Origin of the sequence: Porphyromonas sp. COT-290 OH860 (genome assembly GCF_000768935.1) — a bacterium.
In the GTDB taxonomy this organism is placed as follows: Bacteria; Bacteroidota; Bacteroidia; order Bacteroidales; family Porphyromonadaceae; genus Porphyromonas.
In genome coordinates this window covers 1-23,296 of sequence record NZ_JRAR01000047.1, presented here as the reverse complement: position 1 = coordinate 23,296, position 23,296 = coordinate 1, and the positions used below count along the sequence as shown (strand labels likewise).

The following is a 23,296-nucleotide window of genomic DNA, read 5'->3' as shown; positions in this document are numbered from 1 at the left end:
AATTATAGCCTGATAGACTGCTCAAAGTCTGTGCGCCCAAGGATCGAACGGCCCAGAGTAACCTCGTCAGCATATTCAATTTCGTCGCCAATGGCTACACCGCGCGAGATAATGCTTAGCTTAACCCCTAACCCCGAGAGACTCCTATGAATAAAGAAGTTGGTTGTATCGCCTTCCATGGTTGTGCCAAGAGCTAAAATAACCTCCTTGACCTCACCCTCTCGAACTCGCTCGACTAGAGCTTCGATGGTCAGATCATCTGGTCCTATCCCGTCGATAGGCGAAATAACCCCACCCAACACATGGTACAGACCTCGATACTGAGCAGTATTCTCAATCGCCATAACATCACCCACGTGCTGCACCACACAGAGCAGAGAAGTATCTCTAGCAGGATTGGAACAGATGCTACACAGCTCAGTATCGCTGATGTTGTGGCAGCGTCTGCAATATATGATGTGATCACGCATCTCCGTAAGGGCATCTGCGAAGAGGTGCACCTCGCTGCCCGATCGGGAGAGTAGATGCAGTGCTAAACGCAAGGCGCTCTTGCGTCCAATACCCGGGAGGCTGGAGAGCTGCTCTACGGCTCGCTCGACCAACTTGGAGGGATAGGTGATCATCTAGTTTCGTCTATCATAAAAAACAAAATCGGTAGCCTCTGCGATATTGCTTTGAGGCTACCGATTTCATTTAGTTGTCTTCTTCTAGTAGCTCTATCTCATTCCCTTCTTTGTCGAGGAATTTATAATCAAGGAATGCTAAACTCTGGTTCGGGGTAACACGAATACCCTTGGCAATTTTGAGCTTCCACTGACGTGCAATGGAGAATAGCAGTCCTTTATTGAGATAGGCCGCAACGTACGGATGTACGTGTACATTGATGTAGGATACACTTTGCTGCTGTACCAGCTCCCTGAGCTTCTCCTCAATCTGATCTGTAAGCAGTACCGAAGACTTCATCTTGCCTGTTCCCATACAGCTGGGGCAGGTTTCCTCGGTCGTGATCTGCATGGCAGGCCGCACCCTCTGGCGGGTAATCTGCATCAGTCCAAATTTACTCAAGGGTAATATATTATGTCTGGCTCTATCGCCCTCCATCAGCTTGACCATGTGTTTGTAGAGTAGCTCTCTATTCTTGGGGTCATGCATATCGATGAAGTCTACCACGATAATGCCACCTAAATCCCTTAACCTTAGTTGGCGGGCCAGCTCTTCGGCCGCAGACATATTGACATCTACGGCTGTTTCTTCCTGCTCGGCGCTCTTGCGTGATCTATTGCCACTATTGACGTCTATGACGTGCATCGCCTCAGTCTGCTCTATAACTAGATAAGCCCCTTTCTTGTAGGTAACGGTACGTCCAAACAGAGATTTGATCTGTTTGGTAACCCCCTTCTCATCAAAAATAGGCAGTTTACCTGTGTAGCGCTGTACAATCTCCTCTCGTCCGGGAGCTATAGAGGCCACATACTCCTTGATATCTTCGTAGAAATCGGCATCATTGACGTGGATACTCTGGAAAGAGGGGTTGAACGTATCCCTGAGCAACCCTAGTGCACGGCTCGCCTCCTCATAGACTATACGTGGTGCCTTGATCTTGGGGAGCTTCTGTATGCTCTCTTCCCAGCGACGTACCAGTCGGCGCAACTCTTGGTCTAGCTCACTAGCCTTCTTGCCCTCTGCCGAGGTACGCACGATCACACTGAAGTTTTTGGGCTTAATGCTCAGCATCAGCTGCTTTAGGCGTGTACGCTCCTCGATAGACTGAATCTTGCTACTTACTGAAACTTTGTCGGAGAATGGCACCAATACCATGTTGCGCCCGGCTAACGACAATTCGGCAGACAGACGTGGTCCCTTGGTAGAGATAGGCTCCTTGACTACCTGTACCAAGACAAGCTGCCCTTGCTTGATGTAATCGGCTATCTTGCCCTCCTTGGGGAGCTCGGCAGAGATAGGTATTTTGGTGGCTGATGGTATTGGTTTGCCAGAGGCTACAATATCTAGCAGACGTTGCTGAGAGCCAAAAGTAGGCCCTAGATCGAGATAGTGCAGGAAAGCATCTTTTTTGTACCCTACATCTACAAAAGCAGCATTAAGCCCCGGCATTACTTTCTTCACTTTGCCGAGATATATATCCCCGACAGCGAAAGCCAAGTCGCGACGTTCTCGTTGTAGCTCGACCAACTTCTGATCCTCCAATACAGCCATGGAGATTTGCTTGGCCGAAACATCAACTATTAGATCACTAGTCACTTTGTGTATGATGTATGAGTTTACAATTAGTACACGAGGGGATAAAGACAAGCTCCACTCACCTTTATCCCCTCGAGAGAGAAGCCTACGTATTACTTCTTCTTCTTATGTCTGTTCTTTTTCAGTCTTTTCTTACGCTTGTGCGTGGCCATCTTATGGCGCTTTCTTTTCTTTCCGCTTGGCATGTCGTTTATTATTTGAATTTAACTTCTGTGATTTAACCTAATGCTAACTACTTCACCTTGACAGAGAAGAGCTTAGATGGCTTGAATGCTGGGATTCTTCTCTTCGGAATGATGATGGTTTCCTTCTTGGAGATATTGCGTGCAGTCTTCTCGGCACGTTCCTTGATGATGAAGCTCCCAAAACCACGGAGGTACACATTCTCACCTCTTACGAGAGAGTCCTTAACCGACTCCATAAAAGACTCCACCACCACTAGGGCAGTTTCTTTGTCTACGCCTGTGCTCTTAGCGATTTCGCTTACAACTTCAGCCTTTGTCATAATTACTATATCTTACTTGATTATAAATGAATAAACAACCTTGACTTTCGGACTGCAAATATAGTACTTTTATCCAAAAGTCCTAGAGATTTTTCTGTTTTTGTATTCAATCTAAACACCTTGGCTCAAAAACAGCAGACAAACAGTCTAAGGCATCACTTGCCACTAAGCCATACAGCCAATACCGGCAAGACCCACACCCGAGAGTGATACTCCAAAGAGGAGTATGTATATAAATACGGTATACCGACCAAGTCTCAGACTTCGAGAAGACGACTAAAGAAGAGTGAGCATGACTGCGCAATGATAAGGTAAAGACAAGAAGAGGATTAACACTTAATAACACTTGAAACATACGAACGTGTAGTCCTCTACGTGTCTAGCTGAAAAATCCCCAACCTCGTATTTACCCCTAGCAAGGCCTACATTGAGTTTAGCTCCAGCTCTGGCATCCCCCTCCAGAGCGACAGAGATCATGGCTCAAAAGGGGCGTAACTCAAACATCTAATATACAGATGGATAATATTAGACATCCAGAGATTTCTGAACATAAGAGTACTATTTTGAGATTTTCCTCCCATCAATCCTTCCTGATTGATGGACATACCCTAAATGATTAGTCCACTAGTCCGCACGAATCACTCCTTCAACCCCCAAGAAATCTGAGCGACTTTTCAGAAAATAGTTCTCATTAAATGAAATTTCTAAACAACACATTTACAATCATTAACCAAAAAGATGAAGAATACGCGCCTACATGAGCCAATACTCAGTCTGCAAAAAGCTAAACCTTACAACAGGCACCTCCCATGAAGCCAACGAGAAACCCAACAAACCTAACCCGAAACCTTACCGCTAGGGCTAACACGATGCAGACAAATCCACAATTCCAACCTAAACCCTACGCTCATATCTAAGCAAATGTAACCCCTCTGTCACATCTTTTGACAGCGACACTATCAGCCCACGAGAACGGCTACAATACAAAAGGAAGAGAGCAAAAGGTCGAGGAGCTTCTCCACCAACCAATCACTCAAACACACTCAAGGCTTGCTACAACGCCGTACTCCCTAGAGAACCATTCCTACACATACACATAAGAGAGCCTATACCTCTGCCATATCTACTAATGAAACCAACTATCAATCAGAGGTATTTGAAAAAACTAAGACCTAACCCAGAAGGATATTTTGATTAAACTCTTGGAAATCTCAAATTATTCCTTATTTTTGCGCCAAGAAATCAATATAAAACTGAATAATTACGTTAAAAAACTATGTATTGGACACTGGAACTTGCGTCTAAGCTAGAAGACGCCCCTTGGCCTGCAACTCGTGAAGAACTCATCGACTACGCCCAACGCTCTGGTGCGCCTCTAGAGGTCATTGAAAACCTCCAAGAAATGGAAGATGAAGGCGAACTGTACGAGTCTATCGAAGATATCTGGCCGGACTATCCAAGCAAAGAAGATTTCTTTTTCGACGAAGAGGAGTACTAGTCACTTCGCTCCCAAAACCAAGGAGTAAGTATGCGTTGGGGCTACGACGCTAGTGGCTCGCTCGGCGCAACCTATCTGATGAGGAAGCAATACAGCAACAAAATCAAAGGCCTCTGCCTCCTAGCTATGATTAGCTTGGGGCAGGGGCTTTTTGCTCAGACTACCCTACCCCTAGGGCAATACACCGAGTTGCTTCCGCACTTTAACCCCGCTGGTCTAGCTCTAGGTAGCGAGCTCTACCTTAGAGCTATGCACAATAGGCAACTAGAGGGACTAGAGGGGGCGTCCAAAAGTTTTCTCGTCATGGGCGATATGCCTATATCTTGGCTTGGCGTAAGACAAGGATTAGGCGTACAGATGTCCAACCAGCAGATTGGTCTCTTCAAAGACACAGAGCTCACAGCACGCTATGCCTTGAGGCTCAAGCTCGGCAAAAGCTACCTACAAGTAGGTTTGGGAGGCTCTATTATTTCTAGTACTTTTGAGGGAAGTAAGATCTTCATACCCGGCGGGGTTGAGGGCTTATCCCCGACAGACTCTGCACTACCAGCAGGAGATGTGTCGGGGCGTGGTATAGATGCTCAGCTGGGCGTTTACTATCAAGCAGAGCGCTACTACGCAGGTCTATCCGTCAATCAGCTCTTAGCGCCCGACATTGTGCTGGACAACCTCTACCGTCGTGAGCGAATACGTAGCTACACACTAGTGGCTGGCTACAACTATCGCACGCTGAGTGGGAGGTGGCAGTTGCAGCCTTCGGTACTCGCTCAGATAGACGAGAGGCAATTTTATCGAGTTGATTTGCGTTTAGATACATGGTATGCAGATCGATTCAGGGTGGCTCTACTGTATCGCCCCAGCTTAGCCGTAGGTCTAGGTCTGGGTATGCGGTTCGGCAAAGGCTACATCGGGTACCAGTACGAGCTCCCTACGACGGAGCTTAGGCGAGCCTCTTGGGGCAACCATGAGCTAGTGGCGACCTACTCAATGCCCATAGACCTCTCTGGAGGCAAGAAGCCGACCTACAAGAGTATTCGCCTTCTGTAGTACTGGCAACGTGCAAGAAGAATAGTAAAGAATAAATATGAGAAAAAGTCTAGTAAGCCTATTGGGTATACCCATGGGCTTTGCGTTACTCTCTAGCTGTGGAGCCTCTCGCCCTACGGTGGGGGGCGAGCTTGTGGGTGCACGCTTGGCTAGCTGGAGCGAACCAGCTCCCTATGGTATGGTCAAAATACCACGTGGACACATCATACTCGGTCAGAAAGAAGCCGATACGCTGTGGGGAGAACCCGCTGTATCTCGTGCTATCTCGGTGGACGCATTTTGGATGGATCGCCACGAGGTTACCAATGCTCAGTATAGACAATTCGTTCATTATGTACGTGACTCTATCATTCGTGAGCGCCTAGCCGATCCCGCATATGGAGGGGACGAAACCTACAAAATAACTGAAGACAAATACGGAGAACCCATCAAGCCACAGCTAGACTGGTCTAGACCAATTCCCTCGGAGAAGCGTGCTACGGACGAGGAGCTCAAGGCTATCAATAGCCTCTACTATACCAATCCCGTCACGGGAGAGCGTAGCCTAGACCCTCGACAACTCCTCTACCGCTACGAGGTGTATGACCACCGCTCGGCTGCCTTATACCGCCACCAACTACGTCGCCCAGAGGGCAACCCCAACTGGCAAGGCGAGGCAGGTCAGACGCCAATCATGATCGCCAAAGACACTGCCTACATTGACCAGTCTGGTCGTGTAGTGCGCCAGACGCTTACTCGTGAGCTCAAGAGTGAGTACGACTTCCTCAATACCTACATCGTCCCCATCTATCCAGACGAGAGTGTTTGGGTCAATGACTTTCCCAACTCTACAAACGAAACCTATACTCGTATGTACTTCAACCACCCGGGCTATGACGACTACCCGGTCGTAGGCATATCGTGGGAACAAGCACAGGCATTCTGCTCTTGGCGTACAATGTACTACCTCATGGGAGTAAAGCTCCCAGAGGGACAAGTAGCCGAGGCATTCCGTCTACCGACAGAGGCAGAGTGGGAGTACGCAGCACGTGCAGGACAAACCAATCTAGCCTACCCTTGGAGTGCCGAAGATTTGCGCTCGGACAAAGGTTGCCTGCTGGGCAACTTCAAACCATCGGACGGCGACTATACTGCAGACAAGCACTTGATCACTGCTCGAGTTGGTTCATTTAACCCTAACGACTACGGCCTCTTTGACATGGCTGGTAACGTAGCCGAGTGGACAAGTACCTCATGGAGCGTATCGGGACTAAAGCAAACAGACGACGTCAATCCCGAGCTAACCTATCATGCCGCTCAGGACGATCCGCACGCACGAGCAAAGAAAGTCATCAAAGGAGGGTCATGGAAGGACATTGCTCGCTATATTCGCTCCAACAGCCGAGCATCTGCCTTCCAAGATCGTGGACATTCGTACATCGGGTTCCGCTGTGTACGTACAGCCATCGACTTCGGCAAATAAACAAGACTAACTAAGACAATGAAACCCTACAGACGCTATAAGAATAAGCTAGAGATGTTTCTGGCGAGTAATCGTGGCAAGCGCATTCTAAATCTCTTCTATTCGTGGGGGGCTGCTTTCGTTATTCTGGGAGCACTCTTCAAATTGCTTCACCTACCCTATGGCAATGAGATCCTCTTCGTCAGTATGATGACGGAGTTCTTTGTCTTCTTCGTTTCGGGCTTCGAGAAGCCAGCCCCTACCTACAATTGGGAAGAAGTGTTCCCTGAGCTCAACTCCACCAATCCTATGGACAGAGAGGAGATGGAGGCACGCAGGGTTTATCTACTCGAGAAGGCGCAGAGGCAACAAGAGCTCACAACTTCGGCAGGCACCTCGGCGCTAGGCTCTATGCCTAGTATTGGGAGCCACTCGGCCACCAATACTACAAGTGCTGTAGCCAGCGACTTGCTACCACAAGAGGAGCTAGAGCGTCTATCCTCGGGTATCACGGCTCTTGGCGAGGCAGCACAGCAACTCTCTCGCATCGCACGTGTATCTACGGATATGATGGGGACTTATCAGGCTATGGCCTCCGACTACGAATCTCTAAGCAAGGGCTCTCAGCAGTATCTCCAGCAAATGGAAACCCTAGCACGAAACGTCTCGGGACTTAATACCATCTACGAGATCCAGCTCAAGGGTATCAGCAGCCAGATTGATGCCATAGACAAGATTAACTCTGGCCTGCATCAGATTAGCTCTATGTATGACAGCTCCGTCGTGGATAGCCACACCTTCCGGAGCGAGAATGAGCGTATGGCTCAGCAGCTGCGACAGCTCAATCAGGTATACGCCCGTATGCTAGAGGCACTCACCGTCAATATGGGTATGCCGGGTGCGCCGGGTGCGCCATATACCTCTCATCAGTCCAGCACGACACAAGACTAAACTATGGCAAATAGTGGAGGGAATGCCAATAGGCAGAAGATGATTAATCTGATGTATATCGTCTTCATTGCCATGATGGCGCTCAATGTTTCATCGGATGTCTTGGAGGGCTTCGCCAAAGTAGAGCGAGGGCTCAAGCAGAGTATCGCCTCTACGGAGGAGCAAAACGATGCGCTCGGACGAGCTATGGCCGATGCCTACAAGCACAACCCAACCAAAACAGAGCAGTGGTACAAACGAAGCGAATCCCTTAGCCAGAGGGTAGATGCTCTATTTGCACAGATCCAAACGCTCAAACAGATGATCGCCGAACAAACAGATGGAGCAGATGCCCAAGCAGACTCACTGAGGCGACGTGACTATCTAGGAGCCTCAGACGAGGTAATGCTCAACCCACTCAGCAAGCGAGGTCGTGCTCTGCGTGACTCTATTGAGCAATTCGTTTCCCTAGCCCAGACGCTCATGCCAGAGAACGCAGACACACAACGACTACTCTCCCTACTCGATACCCAGAGTGGCCCCTCGGGTATGTCATGGGAGGAAGCCAACTTCTCTGGTATGCCTTCGGCTGCTGCAATCACGCTACTGACTAAACTACAAAATGACCTCCGCTACACCGAGGGACAGCTGCTCTCTACTCTAATCAAAAGCATTGATGCAGGCGACTTAAGGGTAAACCGTCTATCAGCACAGATCATACCAGAGAGCCGTATCGTTATGCGTGGAGATAGTTATCGTGCTCAGATCGTACTCAGCAGCACCGACACTACTCAGTCGCCTCGCATAGTAGTGTCTGGCACAGAGCTACCAGCCGAGGCTGGCGGGTTATACACCGTCCAGACACGTAGCAGTGGTGTTTTCCCAGTCAAGGGATTTATCGAAATGCAAATGCCCTCTGGCCAGATCGAGCAGCGAGAATTCTCCAGCGAATACACTGTGGTAGAGCCAATGGCCACGGTCGCTCCCGTGCTGATGAACGTCCTCTACGCAGGGATTGACAATAAGATTGACATAGCCGTACCGGGCATACCATCAAGTGCTGTGACCGCCTCCATGACTGGTGGGTCTATAGCAAGACAGGGGAACCTATGGGTTGCTCGCCCATCTCAAGTAGGTAGCGAGGCGACCGTTACCGTATCGGCACGGATGCCCGACGGACGCACCTCGGTGATGGGACGCTCCACGCTACGTGTACGAGCTCTACCCGACCCGATGCCTTATATAGATATCAAAGACCCTGCGACAGGAGCAGCCAAGCGCTTCAAGGGAGGACGTATCACCAAACAATCGTTACTGGCGGCTGGTGGTATCAAAGCCGCCATCGATGACTCTCTGTTAGATGTAGCGTACACGGTACTCAAGTTCCAGATTGTAAGCTTCGACTCCATGGGAAATGCAATCCCAGAAGTATCTCAAGGGGCTATCTTCTCCGAAAGACAGATTCAACAGATACGTAACGCCTCCAGAGGCAAACGACTATACATTACCGAGGTAATCGCGCGTGGTGCAGATGGCATCGAGCGTAAAATTGCTCCTCTTGAGCTAATCCTCAACTAACGAATCACGACGATGCTAAGACAGACAACCCTAATAATTGGCCTTCTGGCAGCAGTAGTAGCCTCTCATAGTAGTACCTCGGCTCAGGAGGCTACGGTACGCCGAGCAGGAGAGCCTAGAGTGAAGCAAGCGAGCGGAGCCACACCAGAGTCCTCGCTCAGCCAGAGAGCTCTGGAGCAGAGCCGTCTACTGAGCCGAGATACCGACCACGTCAATTGGAGGCGTACGGTCTACCGCTACCTAGACCTAGCGGACGAGCGCAATGCTGCTCTGTACTACCCTACTACCAGCACAGAGCAAGCGCAGAACCTATTCACCAAGCTCTTTCGCCTCATTGCCACCGAGCAAATCAAGGGGTATGAGTATATTGATGGGCCTGAGGTTTTCGATCAGAAACACGAGCTCAAGTTCAAGGATCTCCTTGATCGCTTCCGCATAAGCTACACAGAGGGGCGAGGCAAAGGCAATGCACGCTACGAAGTCGCCTTGCCAGACGTTCCCTCAAGCGAGGTAAAGGCTTATTACCTCAAAGAGACTTGGTACTTCGACCAGCGTACATCAACCTACGACGTCAAGGTCGAGGCAATCTGCCCTATTCTCTATGATCTTGGGGACTATGGTGAGGTACCTATGCCTCTATTCTGGCTGCCATACGAGGTCATACGACCTCATCTGAGCGCTCAGCCCGTGATGCTTAGTAGCTACAACAATGTTGCCTCCGCTACGCTCGATGATTTCTTCAGACTGAAGATGTATCACGGCGAAATTATCAAAACGCAAAACCTCCTCAATCGTTCACTCGCACAATATGCCACGACGCCAGATTCGCTCAAGGCAGAGCGCAAGCGGATTGAAGGGGAGCTAAGCAAATTTGAGCAGAATCTATTCATCGCAGATACAGTCAAAACACAGACGAGCGAGCGGACAAGCGCAGAAAAGACCGCACGCAACAGCCGCGACAAACGTGTTCGCTCGGCCAAGAGCTCGAGCAAGAGCACAAAGACGGGTACAGCTAAGGCAACAAAGGCAGCGAAGCCCAAGGCCGAAAAGCCGGCACGCACTGCGGGACGCTCTGTGCGTGGCCGACACTAAAATCTCCGCAAATAGGCTACTGCATCCTCTGGCTTCATCGGGATAGCAAAGAACAAGAAAAGGTAACGTAAGATCAATATCTTACGTTACCTTTTCTACCTAATAACCTCTCTGAAGTATCAGTCAGACTCTACTACATATAGCCGAGGAAGCGACATCGCTTTGAGCTCAAAGCTTAATCCGGCTAAACAACATCTTCTCTAGGTCTAGGCATAGAAGGTAGCCTGCGAGTGAGGTAGGCATATCTAGTAGGACTTTGATAGCCTCTGTCGCCATAATAGCGCCTAGACTGCCAGCTACAGCGCCGACTATGCCTATGGGACGTGTATCAGCCTCGACCTCGAACTCTGGGAAGAGATCGCGATACCCACTGCTTCCCTCAACATGAAAGAGCGCACATTGCCCTACAAATCCCTCCACCGCTCCGTATAGATAGGGCTTGCCTAGGGTGCGAGCTGTATCGTCTAGCAGGTAGCGTGTGGCCAAATTGTCGGTGGCATCTATGATTAGGTCATAGTCGCAGGCAATATTTTCGGCACACTCCGAGGTCAGTCTATGCGGATAGACCTCAATGTGTGTGTTCGAATTGAGGAGCTTCAGCCTCCGCTCGGCCTGCTCTGCCTTGTTTTTACCTAAATCTCCTTCAGCGAAAAGTATCTGACGCTGTAGATTACTTACACTAACCCGATCGTCGTCTACAATGCCAATACGCCCTACACCTGCTGCCGCAAGGTAGTAAAGAATGGGAGAACCTAGCCCCCCAGCCCCTACTACTAGAGCCGAGCGGCCTAATAGCTTAGCCTGCCCAGCTTCGCCTATCTGTGGCAGCATCGTTTGGCGTATGTAGCGCTTGGATATATCGTGGTGGATCATAACCAAATGTCCCAATCCTTCCAGACAGGTTGATATCCCTCGGCGCATATTGCCTCCGCCATCTCGGAAACACTACGTGCGTCGTTAATCTCAAACTGCTCTAGCTCCTTCTTTGGCTTGGCATATCCGCCTGGCTCTGTACTCGAGCCGGCACTCATAGAGGTCACCCCGATGTGCATAGCCATATCCCTAAAGGCAGAACCCTCTCTCGTCGATAGCGAGATATCTACCTCGGGGTCGAAGAGACGATAGGCACAGATCAGCTGAGCCATCTGGCGGTCGTTGATCGGATCTTTGGGTTCGAACTCACCTATATGGGGGCGTAGCCTTGGCAGAGAGATAGAGTATTTGGTCCGCCAGTGGTAGCGCTCGAGGTAGTTAAGGTGTAGGGCGGTGAAGAAGGCATCAGTCCGCCAGTCTTCTAGACCTAGCAGGGCGCCGATGCCGACCTTTCGTATCCCTGCCTCGGCGCATCGCTCCGGAGTCTCGAGACGGTAACGGAAGTTGGCCTTAAGTCCCTTGGGGTGGTACTTGGGGTATGCTCCCTCGTGGTAGGTCTCCTGATACACACAGACGAAGCTCACACCTGCCTCTACGAGCTTAGCGTATTCCTCTGCCTGCAGTGGCTGTACCTCTAGCGACACCTGAGAGAAGTGTGGACGGACGGTACGTACGACCTCTTCGTAGTAGGCGGCAGGGGTTAGGTGAGGAGATTCGCCAGATACTAGGAGGATATGCTTGTAACCCCAGTCCTTGAGCACTGCTATCTCGTCCATGATCTGCGGCACGTCTAGCTTGACTCGATTGATCTGATTGAGGCAGTTGAAGCCACAGTAGACACAGAAGTTGGAGCAGTGATTGGAGAGATACAGAGGTACATACATCTGTATGGTACGTCCGTATCGCTTCACCGTCAGCTGCTCTGCCTTGACGGCCATCTCACGTAAGAAAGGTTCGGCTGCGGGTGATATGAGGGCTTTGAAGTCTTCTAGCCCTAGTCGATCTGCAGAGAGGGCACGACGCACATCAGCCTCGGTCTTGTTGGAGATAGAGTGCGTTACTTCTTCCCAGTCTAGCTTTTGTAGTTCGTCGTAGAAACTCATTGCTTATCTATCTATACTATAGGTTGTGGTTAGAAACCGAAAAAGTGATCGATAGGAGAGCTAGCCGATGCGCTCGCGCGCTGTGTTGGTAATCCGCTCTCGTAGGCCATGCGTCCGGCCTCAGTGGCTAGTGCGAAGGCACGCGCCATGGCTACAGGATCTCCGGCGGAGGCAATAGCCGTATTGACGAGTACGGCATCAGCTCCCAGCTCCATAGCCTCTGCTGCATGCGATGGTGCACCTAGACCTGCGTCCACCACTACGGGCACACGGCTCTGCTCGATGATAATCCTGATGAGATCCTTGGTCTTGAGTCCCTGATTGCTCCCAATAGGTGCACCAAGTGGCATCACTGCTGCTGCGCCAGCATCCTCTAGATATTTACAGAGGATAGGGTCAGCTTGGATGTAGGGCATCACGACGAAGCCTTCTTTGGCGAGCACCTCTGTGGCCTTGAACGTCTCGAAGGGGTCGGGCAGGAGGTACTTGGGGTCGGGGTGAATCTCTACCTTGATGAAGTCTGTGCCGAATGCCTCTCGAGCCAGACGAGCTGCAAAGATCGCTTCGTCGGCGTTGTGTGTGCCAGAGGTATTGGGCATGAGCTGTACGCCGGGAGCCTTGATGGTCTCTACCAATTCGTCGTGAGCGCTGCTGCTGTCGATGCGCTTGAGGGCAACGGTTACTAGCTCGCTGCCAGATGCCTCGATGGCGTCTGCCATGATGGCATTAGAAGCAAATTTGCCCGTCCCGAGGAATAGACGAGACGTAAACTGATACTGCTTAATCGTTAATGGTTGCATAGTCCTATCTGTATATTGATGAATAATCTTGCTTGACGCACTCGATAGGACAGATACAACAATCCCGTAGATGCTACTTGCACCTACGGGATTAGAATGGAGGATTTCAGCTTTAATTCTTGACGCCATGTACCGTCAGGGGAAGGATCACATTGTCCAGAGCTATTGTATTTACGTAGTTGAGCTTGAGTTTAAGCTCTAGGTTTCGACCGACAAATTTAGCTTCTGCCACAGAAAATCTAGGATCCTCTAGGTAAATATCCAGATCTCTCTTGCGCCCCGTTTCTGGAGTAAGTGTATTAACACTACCACCGGGAACACTAACAGTTTCCCATTGGAGCATATTAGCTGCACGCTCTCCTTGTCGGATACCTACGCTGGCACTCTTCATCCAGTTAGATATTCCAGACTCTATATGCTTAGCTAGGTCACGACCCTCCTTATAGCTGTGGACTTTCCTCGTCATCACCTCTTTGAGTTCATGCGTTTGAGAAACGAACATATCCTGTTCGAGAGTCTTGAGCGACTTAAAGCCTATTAAAGTGATAGGGATTTGTGCAAGTTCTTTATCTGTTTCCAAATACTTAAATACGAGATTGAAGCGGATAGAGTTGTCGCTATCTCTGTAGTCGATGCTTTGCTCGTCGAGCTCGGCTGCGTAGAGATTTCGGTCGTACGTTACAGCATCGCCGTAGAACAGAGCCAAATACTTGGCAACGCCACGCATGTACCATTTGCCAGCGAAGCTTAGGTCGAGCTCCACCTTATTTGCATAGAACGCGTTTCGGTCGAAAGGTAAGCTGTGGCGAGAGTCGCTCTGGTAGCTCTTGTATTTCGTTTTGAAGGTGATGCTACCATTGCCAGAATAGTTGTTCTCGTATCGTACATCGATGATCTGCACAAGCTTTAGATCTTCGTCCGTAAGCGTATATGGTTTGCCCGATAGATCTGTCGAGTAAATCTTGAGATATGGCTTGAGTTTCTCCATTGTGAAGCCCTGTGCGTTGTTGTGCACAAACAGACTTTCGAAGTCGACAGCCTTTAGGTAGACGTCAGACTTTACACCCCAATTAACCTGCATACGAGTACCTAGATAGAAGTCAGTGGGCTTTGTATTTGGCTCGTCAGGCTTAGGTGCATCTGGGTTTGGCTGGTTGGGCTTAGGCTCGTCAGTCTTAGGTGCATCCTCATTAGGGTCTTCCCCCTTGGGTGCCTCCTGCTTAGGCTCGTCCTTTTTACTTGGCTCTTCTATTTCTGGGTTCTTGGGCTCTAGTATTGGCTCGTTCTGTTTGCCACAGGCTACGAGAGTTACAGCTAGAGCTAGGCTCCATACGATCTTTTTCATACAATCTTAATTTCGTCTTATGATCCTTCTCAAGGTGTTTCCTTTCGAATCGTCTGCAAAGCTACATTAATTTGCAAATAAAATAATTTATCAATAGTGAAAACTTATCAATATGATAGATCATACCCATTTAAAAAGCTGTCCAAACCCCCTAGAAACGGGGCTTTGAACAGCTTGATGGTAGCGCAAAAATTATTCGTCTAGTAGTTGCGCAGTAGAGTGCTTTTAAGCTTTTTGTCCTTTTCGAACAGAGGAGGATAGCCTTGATTCATCGCTTTCTCCCAAGTGCCATAGTTCGGATTAGGCAATACGATAAAGCGATTGCCAAACTCTTTGACGAAGCGATTGAGACCTGCCTTGCGCTCGAGCTCGTTGGAGCTATCAAAGATATGGTCAAAGTCTCCGAGGTTGTCACCAATGAGCATCAAGATGTTGTATTGCTCTAGCACATAATTCCGTCGAGCTGTCTTGTCCGAAGTCGTAGAGCGTAGGATGAGTTGGCTATCTACAACCTGTGGGAAGCCAAAGGCCTTTAGGTTGCGTAGCGTACCAGCTTTATTCTTCTCGTTGCGGTTGGAAATGTAGAAGATCTTCACGCCTGCTTTGTCGGCACGTAGGAAGAAGTCTCTCGCCCCTGCTAGGGTATCTGCCTCGGCTCTATCACACCATTCGTCCCACGAGGCGTCTGTGTAGTCTTCGCCTTTGAGCGCTTGGTGCACAGCATTGGGCGTATTATCGAGAATGGTCTCGTCAATGTCGGTGACGATTGCCCAAGGTTTCTGCCCCGACTGAAGAGGTTTGGCTGTAGCTGCGTCTAGGCGAAGTGAGGCGATGTTGTACGCCTGTAGGCAAAGAGCCTTGTATTCTGCCGAGCGTTGTATCCAAGCGGAGGTGTAGAGCTTGCCTCCGAGGGTTGGGCTCATCAATGTTTTATTCGCTTGACGATTGGCTGTCGTTTCGATTGGAGTTGGATAGCTTTTGTTACCAATAACGCAGCTGGTTAGTCCGCTAGCCACGGCTAGTATAAGTAAGGTAGTAGAGATTAATTTCATCATTGATTTATCATTAGTGAATTAGTATTTTGCTGGTGCTTGAGGTAGCATGTGCGGCATAGAGGGCTGTACTCTTTCATCTCGCCGAGCATGACCTGTGCCAAGCCAGAGACACGGCGAAAAGAATAGTTGGCAAGGCGACCGCACTCCATGCAGATAGCGTGGATCTTGTCTACAGAGTCGGCAATGGCGCATAGACCTGCCATTGGCCCAAAGGGCTGGCGACGGAAGTCCATATCCAATCCCGCGATGATCACTCTGACGCCACGATCGGCCAACTCTTGGACAACAGCGATGATGCCATCGTCGAAAAACTGCGCTTCGTCAATGCCAATGACGTCGACATCCGAAGACATCAGCAATATGCTTGCAGAGCTGTCTACTGGTGTGGACTCGGTCTTGTTGCGGTCGTGCGAAACTACTTGTGTCTCGTCGTAGCGCATATCAATGGCTGGCTTAAAGATCTCCACGCTCTGATTGGCAATCTTGGCACGACGAAGCCGACGCATCAGCTCCTCGGTCTTGCCGCTAAACATCGAGCCACAAATAACCTCAATTGAGCCACGCCCAGTGAAGCCTTCGTTCTCGATATGTAAATAGTTCATGGTACTATAGATGCTAGACTAGTTTTTGTAATAGGTCACAGTCAGTAGGCGAGCACCAGTGCCAGCTTCCTCCTCAATCGTTACACGTACTGTGTCGGCGGGCAATATCTCCTCTAAGATCTCGGGCCACTCAATCAGGCAGAGCGCTCCGCTCTCTAGGTAGTCTTCTACGCCTAAGTTAAGCGCATCGCTTAGCTTTTCTAGGCGGTAGCAATCGAAGTGGTAGATGAGTTCGCCCGAGGGCTCTGCTCGGTACTCGTTAATGATAGAGAACGTCGGGCTATTAATGACGTCCTCTACCCCGAGAGCCTCAGCCAGTGCCTTGATGAACGTAGTCTTGCCTGTCCCCATAGGAGCAGTAAAGGAGAATATATCTCCATATGGTAGCACTTCGTCGATGAAGCGCTCGACCACCTGTGGCAGTGCATCGATAGTCTCTATTCGGTAGCTAGTTTGTTCCTTCATTTGGGTTGCATTGTGATGATGGGTACGAGCATCTCCTCTAGCGAAACGCCTCCATGCTGAAAGGTATCTCTATAGTACTGCACGTAGTAGTTGTAGTTATTGGGATAGGCAAAGAAGTCGTTGCCTAGACTGAATACATAGCGGTCCGAGAGGTGCGTCTTGGGCAGACCGATACGCTCTGGCTTTGTAATCTCGAAGAGATACTTGGCGTCGTAGCTGAGGGACTTGCCCACCTTATAGCGCAGGTTGGTATTCGTATTCTTGTCGCCGATGATCTTCACTGGGTTCTTCACTCGTATAGTACCGTGATCTGTGGTCAGGATAACCTTGTAGCCCATCTGTGCAATCTGCTTAAATAGGTTGTAGGTCGTTGAGTGACGGAACCAACTAGTCGTCAGTGAGCGATAGGCCGCCTCCGTGTTGGCTAGCTCGCGTATCATCTTACTCTCGGTACGCGCATGAGAAAGCATATCAACGAAATTGAGGACGATGACGTTGAGGTCATACTCCTTGAGCTCATGGATGTTGTTGAGCAGACGCTCGCCATAGCGTGCTTCGTAAACCTTGTTGTAGGAGAAGCTATAGCGCTTGCGGTAACGCTCAAGCAGCGTACGAATCATTGGTTCTTCGTTGAGGTTCTTGCCCTCCTCACTCTCCTCATCGACCCACAAATCGGGGAACATACGGGCAATGTCTAGAGGCATAAGCCCAGAGAAGATAGCATTGCGCGCATATTGAGTCGCCGTAGGTAGGATGGAGAGGTAGAGATCTTCGTCGAAAGTATAGAATTCGCTAAGTAACCCCTTGACGCTCTCCCATTGGTCTAGTCGGAAGTTATCAATCAAGATGAAGAACACCTTCTCGCCCTTATCTAGCAGAGGGAATACCTTGGTCTTGAATAGATCGGGGCTCATCACGGGCTTATTCTCTGGACTGGCAATCCAGTCCTCATAGTTGCGCGAGATGAAGCGACTGAATAGACGACCAGCCTCACTCTTCTGCATCTCGAGTAGTTCTCCCATTTGCCTATCTCCGTCCTGTAGCTCCATTTCCCAATAGACAAGTCGTCGATAGAGCTCCTTCCATTCGTCTAGACTTAGTCTATCGCTCATACTAGCACCAATCTGCGTAAACTCTTGGCGGTAGTTCATCGTCGTTGTCTCACTGATGATGCTCGACTGATGCAGATTCTTTTTCAGCGAGAGCAGTAGCTGATTGGGGTTGACAGGCTTGATTAAATAATCGGCGATCTTGCCTCCGATAGCTTGATTCATCAACTGTTCCTCCTCGCTCTTGGTTACCATCACTACGGGGATAAAGGGCTTAATTTCCTTAATCTTCTGGAGTGTGTCTAGCCCCGTAAGCCCGGGCATGTGCTCATCGAGGAAGATGAGGTCGTAATGATTGTTCTCTACAGCCTCTATGGCGTCCGTACCGCTAAGTACAGGCGTTACGATATAGCCTTTGGTTTCTAGGAAGAGGATATGGGGTTTGAGCAGGTCGATTTCATCATCTGCCCAAAGGATTTGATATGTCTTGTTACTTGTCATATAGTATAGGTTTACCATACAATAACGAAGCTACCCCGTTATTTATGATACGGCACAAAGATATAGAAAATCTAGTGCTTACCCTATTTACTTCTGCCAGCCCTCTGTACTACTTGCCCCAGTACTTGTCTATCTCTGCAACTACTAGGCGTGCTTGCTCGGTAACGTCTTCGGCGTGGTTAATTAGGCCTGATAGGGCTATCCCGCTAAGGCCTAACCATGCTAGTGTGCCGAAGTCCTCCAGCTCGATCCCTCCAATGCCTACTATGGGCATCGAGTGGGGGAGTTGCCTGTGGCGCATGACGAGATTCCTCATCCCAGTCTCGCCTAATATAGGGGCTAGGCGCTCCTTGGTATAAGTCATACGCCATGGACCCACACCCACATAGTCTGCACCCTCTAGAGCGCGAAGTTCAATATCTTCGGCTCGGTTGCAGGTTCCACCAATGATCTTGTCGCTTCCCAGCAGTTTGCGCGCCTCGGCGATGGGCATATCATTTAGCCCAAGATGTACGCCGTGAGCATCGCACTGTAGCGCAACCTCTACATCGTCGTCTATAATGAGGGTTGAACTGGCATAACGCTTCATCTCCTCTTTGAGCGCAAGGGCTGCTCTGAGGCGTTCGGATGAGGTGCTGTGCTTCATACGCAGCTGAATCCAACGAATACCCCCTTGCAGAGCTGCCCTAGCTCTATTTAGCAGTTCGTCGAGGTCTTGGCTGTCCGTGATGTACTGGAGGTGGCAGGTCTCCAGCCTAGTCTCTTTGTTAAACCCTGCAGTATTGGTCTCTAGGCTACCTAATAGCTGCGTACTAGAGCGACGAAGCCTATCTACTGCCCATTGGCCTAGTCTGCAGGCCATAGGGAGATCATACCCCTGCGCTAGCTTGGTGGCAATCACAGCCGAAAGCGTACAGCCCGTGCCGTGCTTGTCGTGCGGTGTGCGTGGTACGCTATATATATAGGTATCGCCAGTGGAGAGGTGGAGCTGATCGCATGAGAGGTACACATCTTCGCTGTGCCCACCTTTAAGTAGAATGGCGATCTGATGCTTCTTGCTTAGCTCCTTGAGGGTTTCGGGCTGATCGGATCCAAAGAGTCGGATAGCCTCTGGCCTATTGGGAGTGATGAGGCTTACAGCGTCTAATATTTGGCTTAGGGTTTGGTGGGAATAGGTTGGATGTATGGTTTCGGACGAAGCAGTAGCCGAGAGGATAGGATCCCAAATGATGTGGCGAATGCCATGACACTGTAGGGTCTCAACGAGCCGAAGTGCCTCTTCGAGATTTGCTACCAGACCTATCTTGGCTGATAGCGGGCGATGCTTCTCGAGGAGGCATAGCAATGGACGCTCTATTTGCTCCCAAGACAGAGGAAGGACGGAGGCAAAGTGGCTCTCATGCTGCTCGGTGAGAGCTGTGCAAATGGTTAACGGATAGCCCCTCTCTACAGCTATGGCACGAGCATCGGCGACGAAGCCAGCGCCACTCGTAGGGTCGTGTCCCGCAAGAGACAGCACACAAGGCAAGTCGAACTCAACGAATCGCTCTCTTGGGTTATCCGATAGATAGCCCAGCGCAGCAGCCCCCGAGAAGCCATACTGGAGGACTTCTCTAGCTCTCTGAGGAGTAATTCCTCCTAGAGCAATCACTGGGAATGGAAGACGAGGCAGTCTCTCTCGGCAATCCTCTAGGTTTAGGCCTGCTCGGTAGCCAACTTTAGATATACTGTCGAAGGCTGGGCTTAGTAGGGCATAGGTAGGAGTAAAGGGTAGATGCTCGAGTTCGTCTATACTATGTGCCGAGACGCTGACGCGTCCACCATAGTAAGAGAATTCGCGCCATCGGTCGATGAGGCTCGTGCGCAGATGGATACCCCCTGCTCCTGTGATGGGGAGGAGATCGAAGTGGTCGCATAGGACGAGCCGATGGCGATACTTGGGCTCGATAGCGCATATTGCAGCCTCGTATGCCGATCGAACGGCACTCGGGAGACGTAGGTGTAGGGCTTGTAAGCCAAGGGCAAAAAGCTGATTGTAGACCCGTAAGGTCTCTGTAGTAGCAGTGGGAGGAGTAATAGCAATGAACATAGGCAGAGGTATGATGAAGATGAATGGAAACTGAAACGAAACTAAAAAGGATACCATCGTAGGGGTATGGCAGTATGGCATCGTAGCCTTAATGCTTAGGTAACGAATGCCGTGATCTACGCCGCCACCCTACCATACCCCTATCTCGATAGTAGTATACCTATCCTATCAAATACGTCAAAGAACGAATTGCTAGTTTATAGCCCTAGCAGGCTGAGTTCTATTGCTGACTACCACAACTCTCTCCTGTACGGATGCGGTCGTGTAGCTGCTTGGAGGCACGCATAGAGCAGAAGTGCTCGCCACACATAGAGCAGAAGTGTACCTTCTTGTGCCCCTCGCTAGGAAGCGTCTCGTCGTGGAATTTGAGAGCTGTCTCGCTGTCTAGCGCCAAGTGGAACTGGTCAATCCAGCGAAATTCGTATCTGGCCTTGCTCATCGCCCAGTCGCGGAAGTATGCGGCAGGGTGTCCCTTGGCTAGGTCGGCAGCATGGGCTGCGAGCTTGTAGGTAATCACACCCTCCTTGACATCGTCGCGGTTGGGGAGACCTAGGTGCTCCTTGCGCGTTACGTAGCACAGCATCGAGGTGCCGAACCAGCCGATCATTGTAGCACCAATGGCAGAGGTGATGTGGTCATAGCCGGGAGCAATGTCTGTTACCAGTGGCCCGAGGGTGTAGAATGGAGCTTCGTTGCAGAGATCAAGCTGCAGATCCATATTCTCCTTAATCTTCTGCATGGGTACGTGTCCGGGGCCCTCGATGATCACCTGTACATGGTGTCGGTCGGCAATCTTAGCGAGCTCGCCTAGAGTGCGTAGCTCGGCGAACTGCGCCTCGTCATTGGCGTCAGCGATACAGCCGGGGCGCAATCCATCCCCGATAGATACAGCCACGTCGTAGCGCGCTAGAATCTGGCAGATCTCCTCGAAGTGCTCGTAGAGGAAGCTCTCTTGCTTGTGCGTAATACACCAATTGGCCATGATGGCGCCCCCGCGTGACACAATACCTGTGAGGCGATTCATCGTCAAAGGTACATGCTCCCAGCGTAGGCCTGCGTGGATGGTGAAGTAGTCCACGCCTTGCTCTGCCTGCTCGATGAGGGTATCTCGGTAGATCTCCCAAGTCAGGTCGGCGACGTTGCCTTTTACCTTCTCTAGAGCCTGATATAGGGGCACTGTACCTACGGGTACTGGAGAGTTGCGTACGATCCACTCTCTAGTTTCGTGGATATTGCGCCCTGTAGAGAGGTCCATGATGGTGTCTGCTCCCCAGCGAATGGCCCAGACGGCCTTCTCTACCTCTTCTTGGATCGAACTTGTCAGTGGTGAGTTCCCTAGGTTGGCGTTAATCTTAACAAGGAAGTTGCGCCCGATGACCATGGGTTCGGTTTCGGGGTGATTGATATTGGCGGGAAGGATAGCGCGCCCCGCAGCGATCTCGTCGCGTACAAACTCGGGGGTAATAAAGTCGGGTAGATGAGCTCCCCAGCTCTCCCCGCGCTCCTTCTTGTATTTGGACTTAATCTCGTCGCAGAGCTGATTTTCGCGGATAGCGGCATACTCCATCTCTGGTGTGATGATGCCTTGGCGGGCATACCACAACTGACTAACAGGTTGGTCCGTTAATGCGACACGAGGGCGGTCTTCAATGTGCTCGAAGCGTAGATAGTCTAAACGACTATCCGCACGGCGCATACGTCCATACTCGGAGCTAAGTACTTCTAAGCGTTTGGTATCGCCTCTCTCCTCGATCCACTGCTCTCTTAGCTTGGGGAGTCCCTTTTGTGGGTCTACCTGATAATTTGGATCGGTGTAGGGACCAGAGGTATCATAGACAACTACAGATTCGTTCTCCTCTATCGTGCCATCTTCTAGGACTGTCGGAGAGAGATCTATGCGACGCATGGCCACTTGTATATCATGAATCTTCCCCGGCACATAGATCTTGGTGCTACCAGCTAGGGGGCCAGTAGAGATCTTGAGCTCCTTCGTTTCGTCTTTGGCTCTCATAATTTTTTGATTTTTTGTGTATGATGTTCTGTTGTATAGGCTCTGTGTTGAGGCCTTACCCCAGCCCTCCTCCGAGCAAAAGAGAAGTCTAGCAATTTCTTATGTAGATAAATCTAGCCTTAGTAGTTCGCTTGGAGGGAGCAGGGGAAGGCTCAACTCGGGTGTTTTTACACGGCAATTATACTATCCACCCTTGATTGCTCCTATAATAAGCACGGCATCGCCAGACTGCAATATAGTCTGTGACCACATCTCACGTCTGACGACTTGTTGATTTATAGCTACAGCGATATGCGTCCCACCAAGGCCTTGCTCGCAAAGTAAGACCTCTAAGGATAGATAGTCGCTGACCTCTATGCTCTGATGATTGAGTGTTATTTGCATATAACCTTCGTATCGAGTGATAGCTAATTAAAAATCAGGTAGTCTCTCGGAAGGCTTGCCCAAAGTGGGCTATGGTACGATTAACCAAAAGGAGAAGTTGCTCGGGCAACTCTAGCTTCTTTCCCTACGCCAGCATTATCTGGATCAGGTTACGGGTATTATCTCAGCCACCACAGTGGGGCACCCCCAAGAATATCTACGCAAGCAAAGTTAGGGGAATAATCTTAACGACCAAGTACATTCCCTCAAATTTATACTCTGCTACCCGATACAAGGCTGCAACATCTCTTACACACGGAGGATCCTTACAGCACAGAAGGACTGATCAAGTCCCATATGAGACCGTTGCACGGCATTTTGCCTCTTTTTGGCTAAAATTGTTGTATATATACCTGGTTATTAATATCTTTAACGTGTGATTAACTGTATCGACATGGCACCCAAACCAACCGAACAAGCTCCCAGCTTCCTACAAGTATGAGATCGTTGCACGGCATTCTGCCTCTTTTCGGTTAGAAACGTTGTGTATATCCCTGATTATTAATATCTTTAATATGTAATTAATTGTATCGACATGGCAACCAAACCAACCGAACCAGCTCCGAGCTTCCTACAAGTATATACTCAGGTTCGTCGCGACCGGATGAAGCACTCCTTTCTCCGCCAAAT

The 23,296-nt window shown here is 50.0% G+C and carries 20 protein-coding genes and 1 riboswitch; of the genes, 6 read left to right on the top strand and 14 right to left on the bottom strand.

Translation table 11 applies throughout. The annotated features are described in order from the left end of the window. Positions 1 to 2: 2 nt before the first annotated feature. The 3 genes from recR to HQ41_RS04850 all read right to left on the bottom strand — a co-directional run bounded on the left by recR (position 3) and on the right by HQ41_RS04850 (position 2,764). Positions 3 to 623, bottom strand: a complete 621-nt coding sequence (gene recR / locus HQ41_RS04860) for a recombination mediator RecR (protein ID WP_044188687.1) — start codon at positions 621 to 623, stop codon at positions 3 to 5. Between the two features lie 70 nt (positions 624 to 693). Further along, positions 694 to 2,259, bottom strand: coding sequence for an Rne/Rng family ribonuclease (locus HQ41_RS04855; RefSeq protein WP_044188685.1), 1,566 nt, complete (start codon positions 2,257 to 2,259; stop codon positions 694 to 696). A gap of 232 nt (positions 2,260 to 2,491) precedes the next feature. Continuing rightward, on the bottom strand, positions 2,492 to 2,764 hold the full coding sequence (locus HQ41_RS04850; protein WP_044188682.1) for an HU family DNA-binding protein: 273 nt from the start codon (positions 2,762 to 2,764) through the stop codon (positions 2,492 to 2,494). Positions 2,765 to 4,040: 1,276 nt separating this feature from the next. Between HQ41_RS04850 and HQ41_RS04845 the strand changes: the two genes are divergently transcribed. The 6 genes from HQ41_RS04845 to gldN are packed head-to-tail and all read left to right on the top strand — an operon-like array spanning position 4,041 to position 10,350. Further along, positions 4,041 to 4,262, top strand: coding sequence for a DUF2795 domain-containing protein (locus tag HQ41_RS04845; RefSeq protein ID WP_044188679.1), 222 nt, complete (start codon positions 4,041 to 4,043; stop codon positions 4,260 to 4,262). A gap of 30 nt (positions 4,263 to 4,292) precedes the next feature. Further along, positions 4,293 to 5,309 (top strand): PorP/SprF family type IX secretion system membrane protein, encoded by a 1,017-nt coding sequence (locus HQ41_RS04840; protein WP_044188676.1) that lies wholly within the window; start codon positions 4,293 to 4,295, stop codon positions 5,307 to 5,309. Positions 5,310 to 5,346: 37 nt separating this feature from the next. Continuing rightward, positions 5,347 to 6,771, top strand: a complete 1,425-nt coding sequence (locus tag HQ41_RS04835; protein WP_044188675.1) for an SUMF1/EgtB/PvdO family nonheme iron enzyme — start codon at positions 5,347 to 5,349, stop codon at positions 6,769 to 6,771. A gap of 18 nt (positions 6,772 to 6,789) precedes the next feature. Next, positions 6,790 to 7,701: a gliding motility protein GldL gene (gene gldL / locus HQ41_RS04830; protein WP_044188671.1), complete on the top strand. Its 912-nt coding sequence runs from the start codon at positions 6,790 to 6,792 to the stop codon at positions 7,699 to 7,701. 3 nt (positions 7,702 to 7,704) lie between these two features. Beyond that, a complete protein-coding gene (gldM, locus tag HQ41_RS04825; protein WP_044188669.1) occupies positions 7,705 to 9,258 on the top strand; it encodes a gliding motility protein GldM in 1,554 nt (517 codons plus the stop codon). Between the two features lie 12 nt (positions 9,259 to 9,270). Then, positions 9,271 to 10,350, top strand: a complete 1,080-nt coding sequence (gldN, locus tag HQ41_RS04820; protein ID WP_044188667.1) for a gliding motility protein GldN — start codon at positions 9,271 to 9,273, stop codon at positions 10,348 to 10,350. 168 nt (positions 10,351 to 10,518) lie between these two features. Here gldN and HQ41_RS04815 read toward each other — a convergent pair whose 3' ends face one another. From HQ41_RS04815 to thiS, 11 genes are all read right to left on the bottom strand, one after another. After that, a complete protein-coding gene (locus tag HQ41_RS04815; protein ID WP_044188664.1) occupies positions 10,519 to 11,223 on the bottom strand; it encodes a HesA/MoeB/ThiF family protein in 705 nt (234 codons plus the stop codon). Continuing rightward, entirely contained in the window at positions 11,220 to 12,326 is a 1,107-nt protein-coding gene (thiH, locus tag HQ41_RS04810) for a 2-iminoacetate synthase ThiH (protein ID WP_044188661.1), read from the bottom strand. Before thiH ends, HQ41_RS04815 begins: the two co-directional genes overlap by 4 nt. Before the next feature lie 29 nt (positions 12,327 to 12,355). Next, positions 12,356 to 13,126, bottom strand: a complete 771-nt coding sequence (locus HQ41_RS04805; RefSeq protein ID WP_044188658.1) for a thiazole synthase — start codon at positions 13,124 to 13,126, stop codon at positions 12,356 to 12,358. Between the two features lie 112 nt (positions 13,127 to 13,238). After that, complete coding sequence (locus HQ41_RS04800; protein WP_044188654.1) at positions 13,239 to 14,471, bottom strand: hypothetical protein; 1,233 nt, start codon at positions 14,469 to 14,471, stop codon at positions 13,239 to 13,241. Between the two features lie 200 nt (positions 14,472 to 14,671). After that, a complete protein-coding gene (locus HQ41_RS04795; protein ID WP_052405293.1) occupies positions 14,672 to 15,526 on the bottom strand; it encodes a 5'-nucleotidase, lipoprotein e(P4) family in 855 nt (284 codons plus the stop codon). Continuing rightward, a complete protein-coding gene (locus HQ41_RS04790) occupies positions 15,523 to 16,128 on the bottom strand; it encodes a thymidine kinase (RefSeq protein WP_044188651.1) in 606 nt (201 codons plus the stop codon). The genes HQ41_RS04795 and HQ41_RS04790 overlap by 4 nt, the downstream gene beginning before the upstream one ends. 18 nt (positions 16,129 to 16,146) lie before the next feature. Further along, a complete protein-coding gene (tsaE, locus tag HQ41_RS04785) occupies positions 16,147 to 16,593 on the bottom strand; it encodes a tRNA (adenosine(37)-N6)-threonylcarbamoyltransferase complex ATPase subunit type 1 TsaE (RefSeq protein WP_044188649.1) in 447 nt (148 codons plus the stop codon). Next, a complete protein-coding gene (locus tag HQ41_RS04780; RefSeq protein WP_044188705.1) occupies positions 16,590 to 18,143 on the bottom strand; it encodes a bifunctional response regulator/alkaline phosphatase family protein in 1,554 nt (517 codons plus the stop codon). The genes tsaE and HQ41_RS04780 overlap by 4 nt, the downstream gene beginning before the upstream one ends. 109 nt (positions 18,144 to 18,252) lie before the next feature. Further along, positions 18,253 to 20,289: a thiamine phosphate synthase gene (thiE, locus tag HQ41_RS09315; RefSeq protein ID WP_161780580.1), complete on the bottom strand. Its 2,037-nt coding sequence runs from the start codon at positions 20,287 to 20,289 to the stop codon at positions 18,253 to 18,255. Positions 20,290 to 20,452: 163 nt separating this feature from the next. Beyond that, entirely contained in the window at positions 20,453 to 22,243 is a 1,791-nt protein-coding gene (gene thiC, locus HQ41_RS04770; RefSeq protein ID WP_044188647.1) for a phosphomethylpyrimidine synthase ThiC, read from the bottom strand. Positions 22,244 to 22,426: 183 nt separating this feature from the next. After that, positions 22,427 to 22,627 carry a sulfur carrier protein ThiS gene (gene thiS / locus HQ41_RS04765; protein WP_044188645.1) on the bottom strand — a complete coding sequence of 67 codons (201 nt, stop codon included), beginning with the start codon at positions 22,625 to 22,627 and terminating at the stop codon, positions 22,427 to 22,429. A gap of 104 nt (positions 22,628 to 22,731) precedes the next feature. After that, positions 22,732 to 22,825: riboswitch (TPP riboswitch) on the bottom strand. Positions 22,826 to 23,296 lie beyond the last annotated feature (471 nt).

Excerpts from the sequence above, each read along its gene's own strand:
- thiC (WP_044188647.1), bottom strand. The coding sequence starts at position 22,243 with ATGAGAGCCAAAGACGAAACGAAGGAGCTCAAGATCTCTACTGGCCCC.
- HQ41_RS04790 (WP_044188651.1), bottom strand. The coding sequence starts at position 16,128 with ATGAACTATTTACATATCGAGAACGAAGGCTTCACTGGGCGTGGCTCA.
- tsaE (WP_044188649.1), bottom strand. The coding sequence starts at position 16,593 with ATGAAGGAACAAACTAGCTACCGAATAGAGACTATCGATGCACTGCCA.
- gldN (WP_044188667.1), top strand. The coding sequence starts at position 9,271 with ATGCTAAGACAGACAACCCTAATAATTGGCCTTCTGGCAGCAGTAGTA.
- gldL (WP_044188671.1), top strand. The coding sequence starts at position 6,790 with ATGAAACCCTACAGACGCTATAAGAATAAGCTAGAGATGTTTCTGGCG.
- gldM (WP_044188669.1), top strand. The coding sequence starts at position 7,705 with ATGGCAAATAGTGGAGGGAATGCCAATAGGCAGAAGATGATTAATCTG.
- HQ41_RS04840 (WP_044188676.1), top strand. The coding sequence starts at position 4,293 with ATGCGTTGGGGCTACGACGCTAGTGGCTCGCTCGGCGCAACCTATCTG.
- HQ41_RS04795 (WP_052405293.1), bottom strand. The coding sequence starts at position 15,526 with ATGATGAAATTAATCTCTACTACCTTACTTATACTAGCCGTGGCTAGC.
- thiS (WP_044188645.1), bottom strand. The coding sequence starts at position 22,627 with ATGCAAATAACACTCAATCATCAGAGCATAGAGGTCAGCGACTATCTA.
- thiE (WP_161780580.1), bottom strand. The coding sequence starts at position 20,289 with ATGGTATCCTTTTTAGTTTCGTTTCAGTTTCCATTCATCTTCATCATA.
- HQ41_RS04815 (WP_044188664.1), bottom strand. The coding sequence starts at position 11,223 with ATGATCCACCACGATATATCCAAGCGCTACATACGCCAAACGATGCTG.
- HQ41_RS04845 (WP_044188679.1), top strand. The coding sequence starts at position 4,041 with ATGTATTGGACACTGGAACTTGCGTCTAAGCTAGAAGACGCCCCTTGG.
- HQ41_RS04780 (WP_044188705.1), bottom strand. The coding sequence starts at position 18,143 with ATGACAAGTAACAAGACATATCAAATCCTTTGGGCAGATGATGAAATC.
- thiH (WP_044188661.1), bottom strand. The coding sequence starts at position 12,326 with ATGAGTTTCTACGACGAACTACAAAAGCTAGACTGGGAAGAAGTAACG.
- HQ41_RS04800 (WP_044188654.1), bottom strand. The coding sequence starts at position 14,471 with ATGAAAAAGATCGTATGGAGCCTAGCTCTAGCTGTAACTCTCGTAGCC.
- HQ41_RS04835 (WP_044188675.1), top strand. The coding sequence starts at position 5,347 with ATGAGAAAAAGTCTAGTAAGCCTATTGGGTATACCCATGGGCTTTGCG.
- recR (WP_044188687.1), bottom strand. The coding sequence starts at position 623 with ATGATCACCTATCCCTCCAAGTTGGTCGAGCGAGCCGTAGAGCAGCTC.
- HQ41_RS04850 (WP_044188682.1), bottom strand. The coding sequence starts at position 2,764 with ATGACAAAGGCTGAAGTTGTAAGCGAAATCGCTAAGAGCACAGGCGTA.
- HQ41_RS04805 (WP_044188658.1), bottom strand. The coding sequence starts at position 13,126 with ATGCAACCATTAACGATTAAGCAGTATCAGTTTACGTCTCGTCTATTC.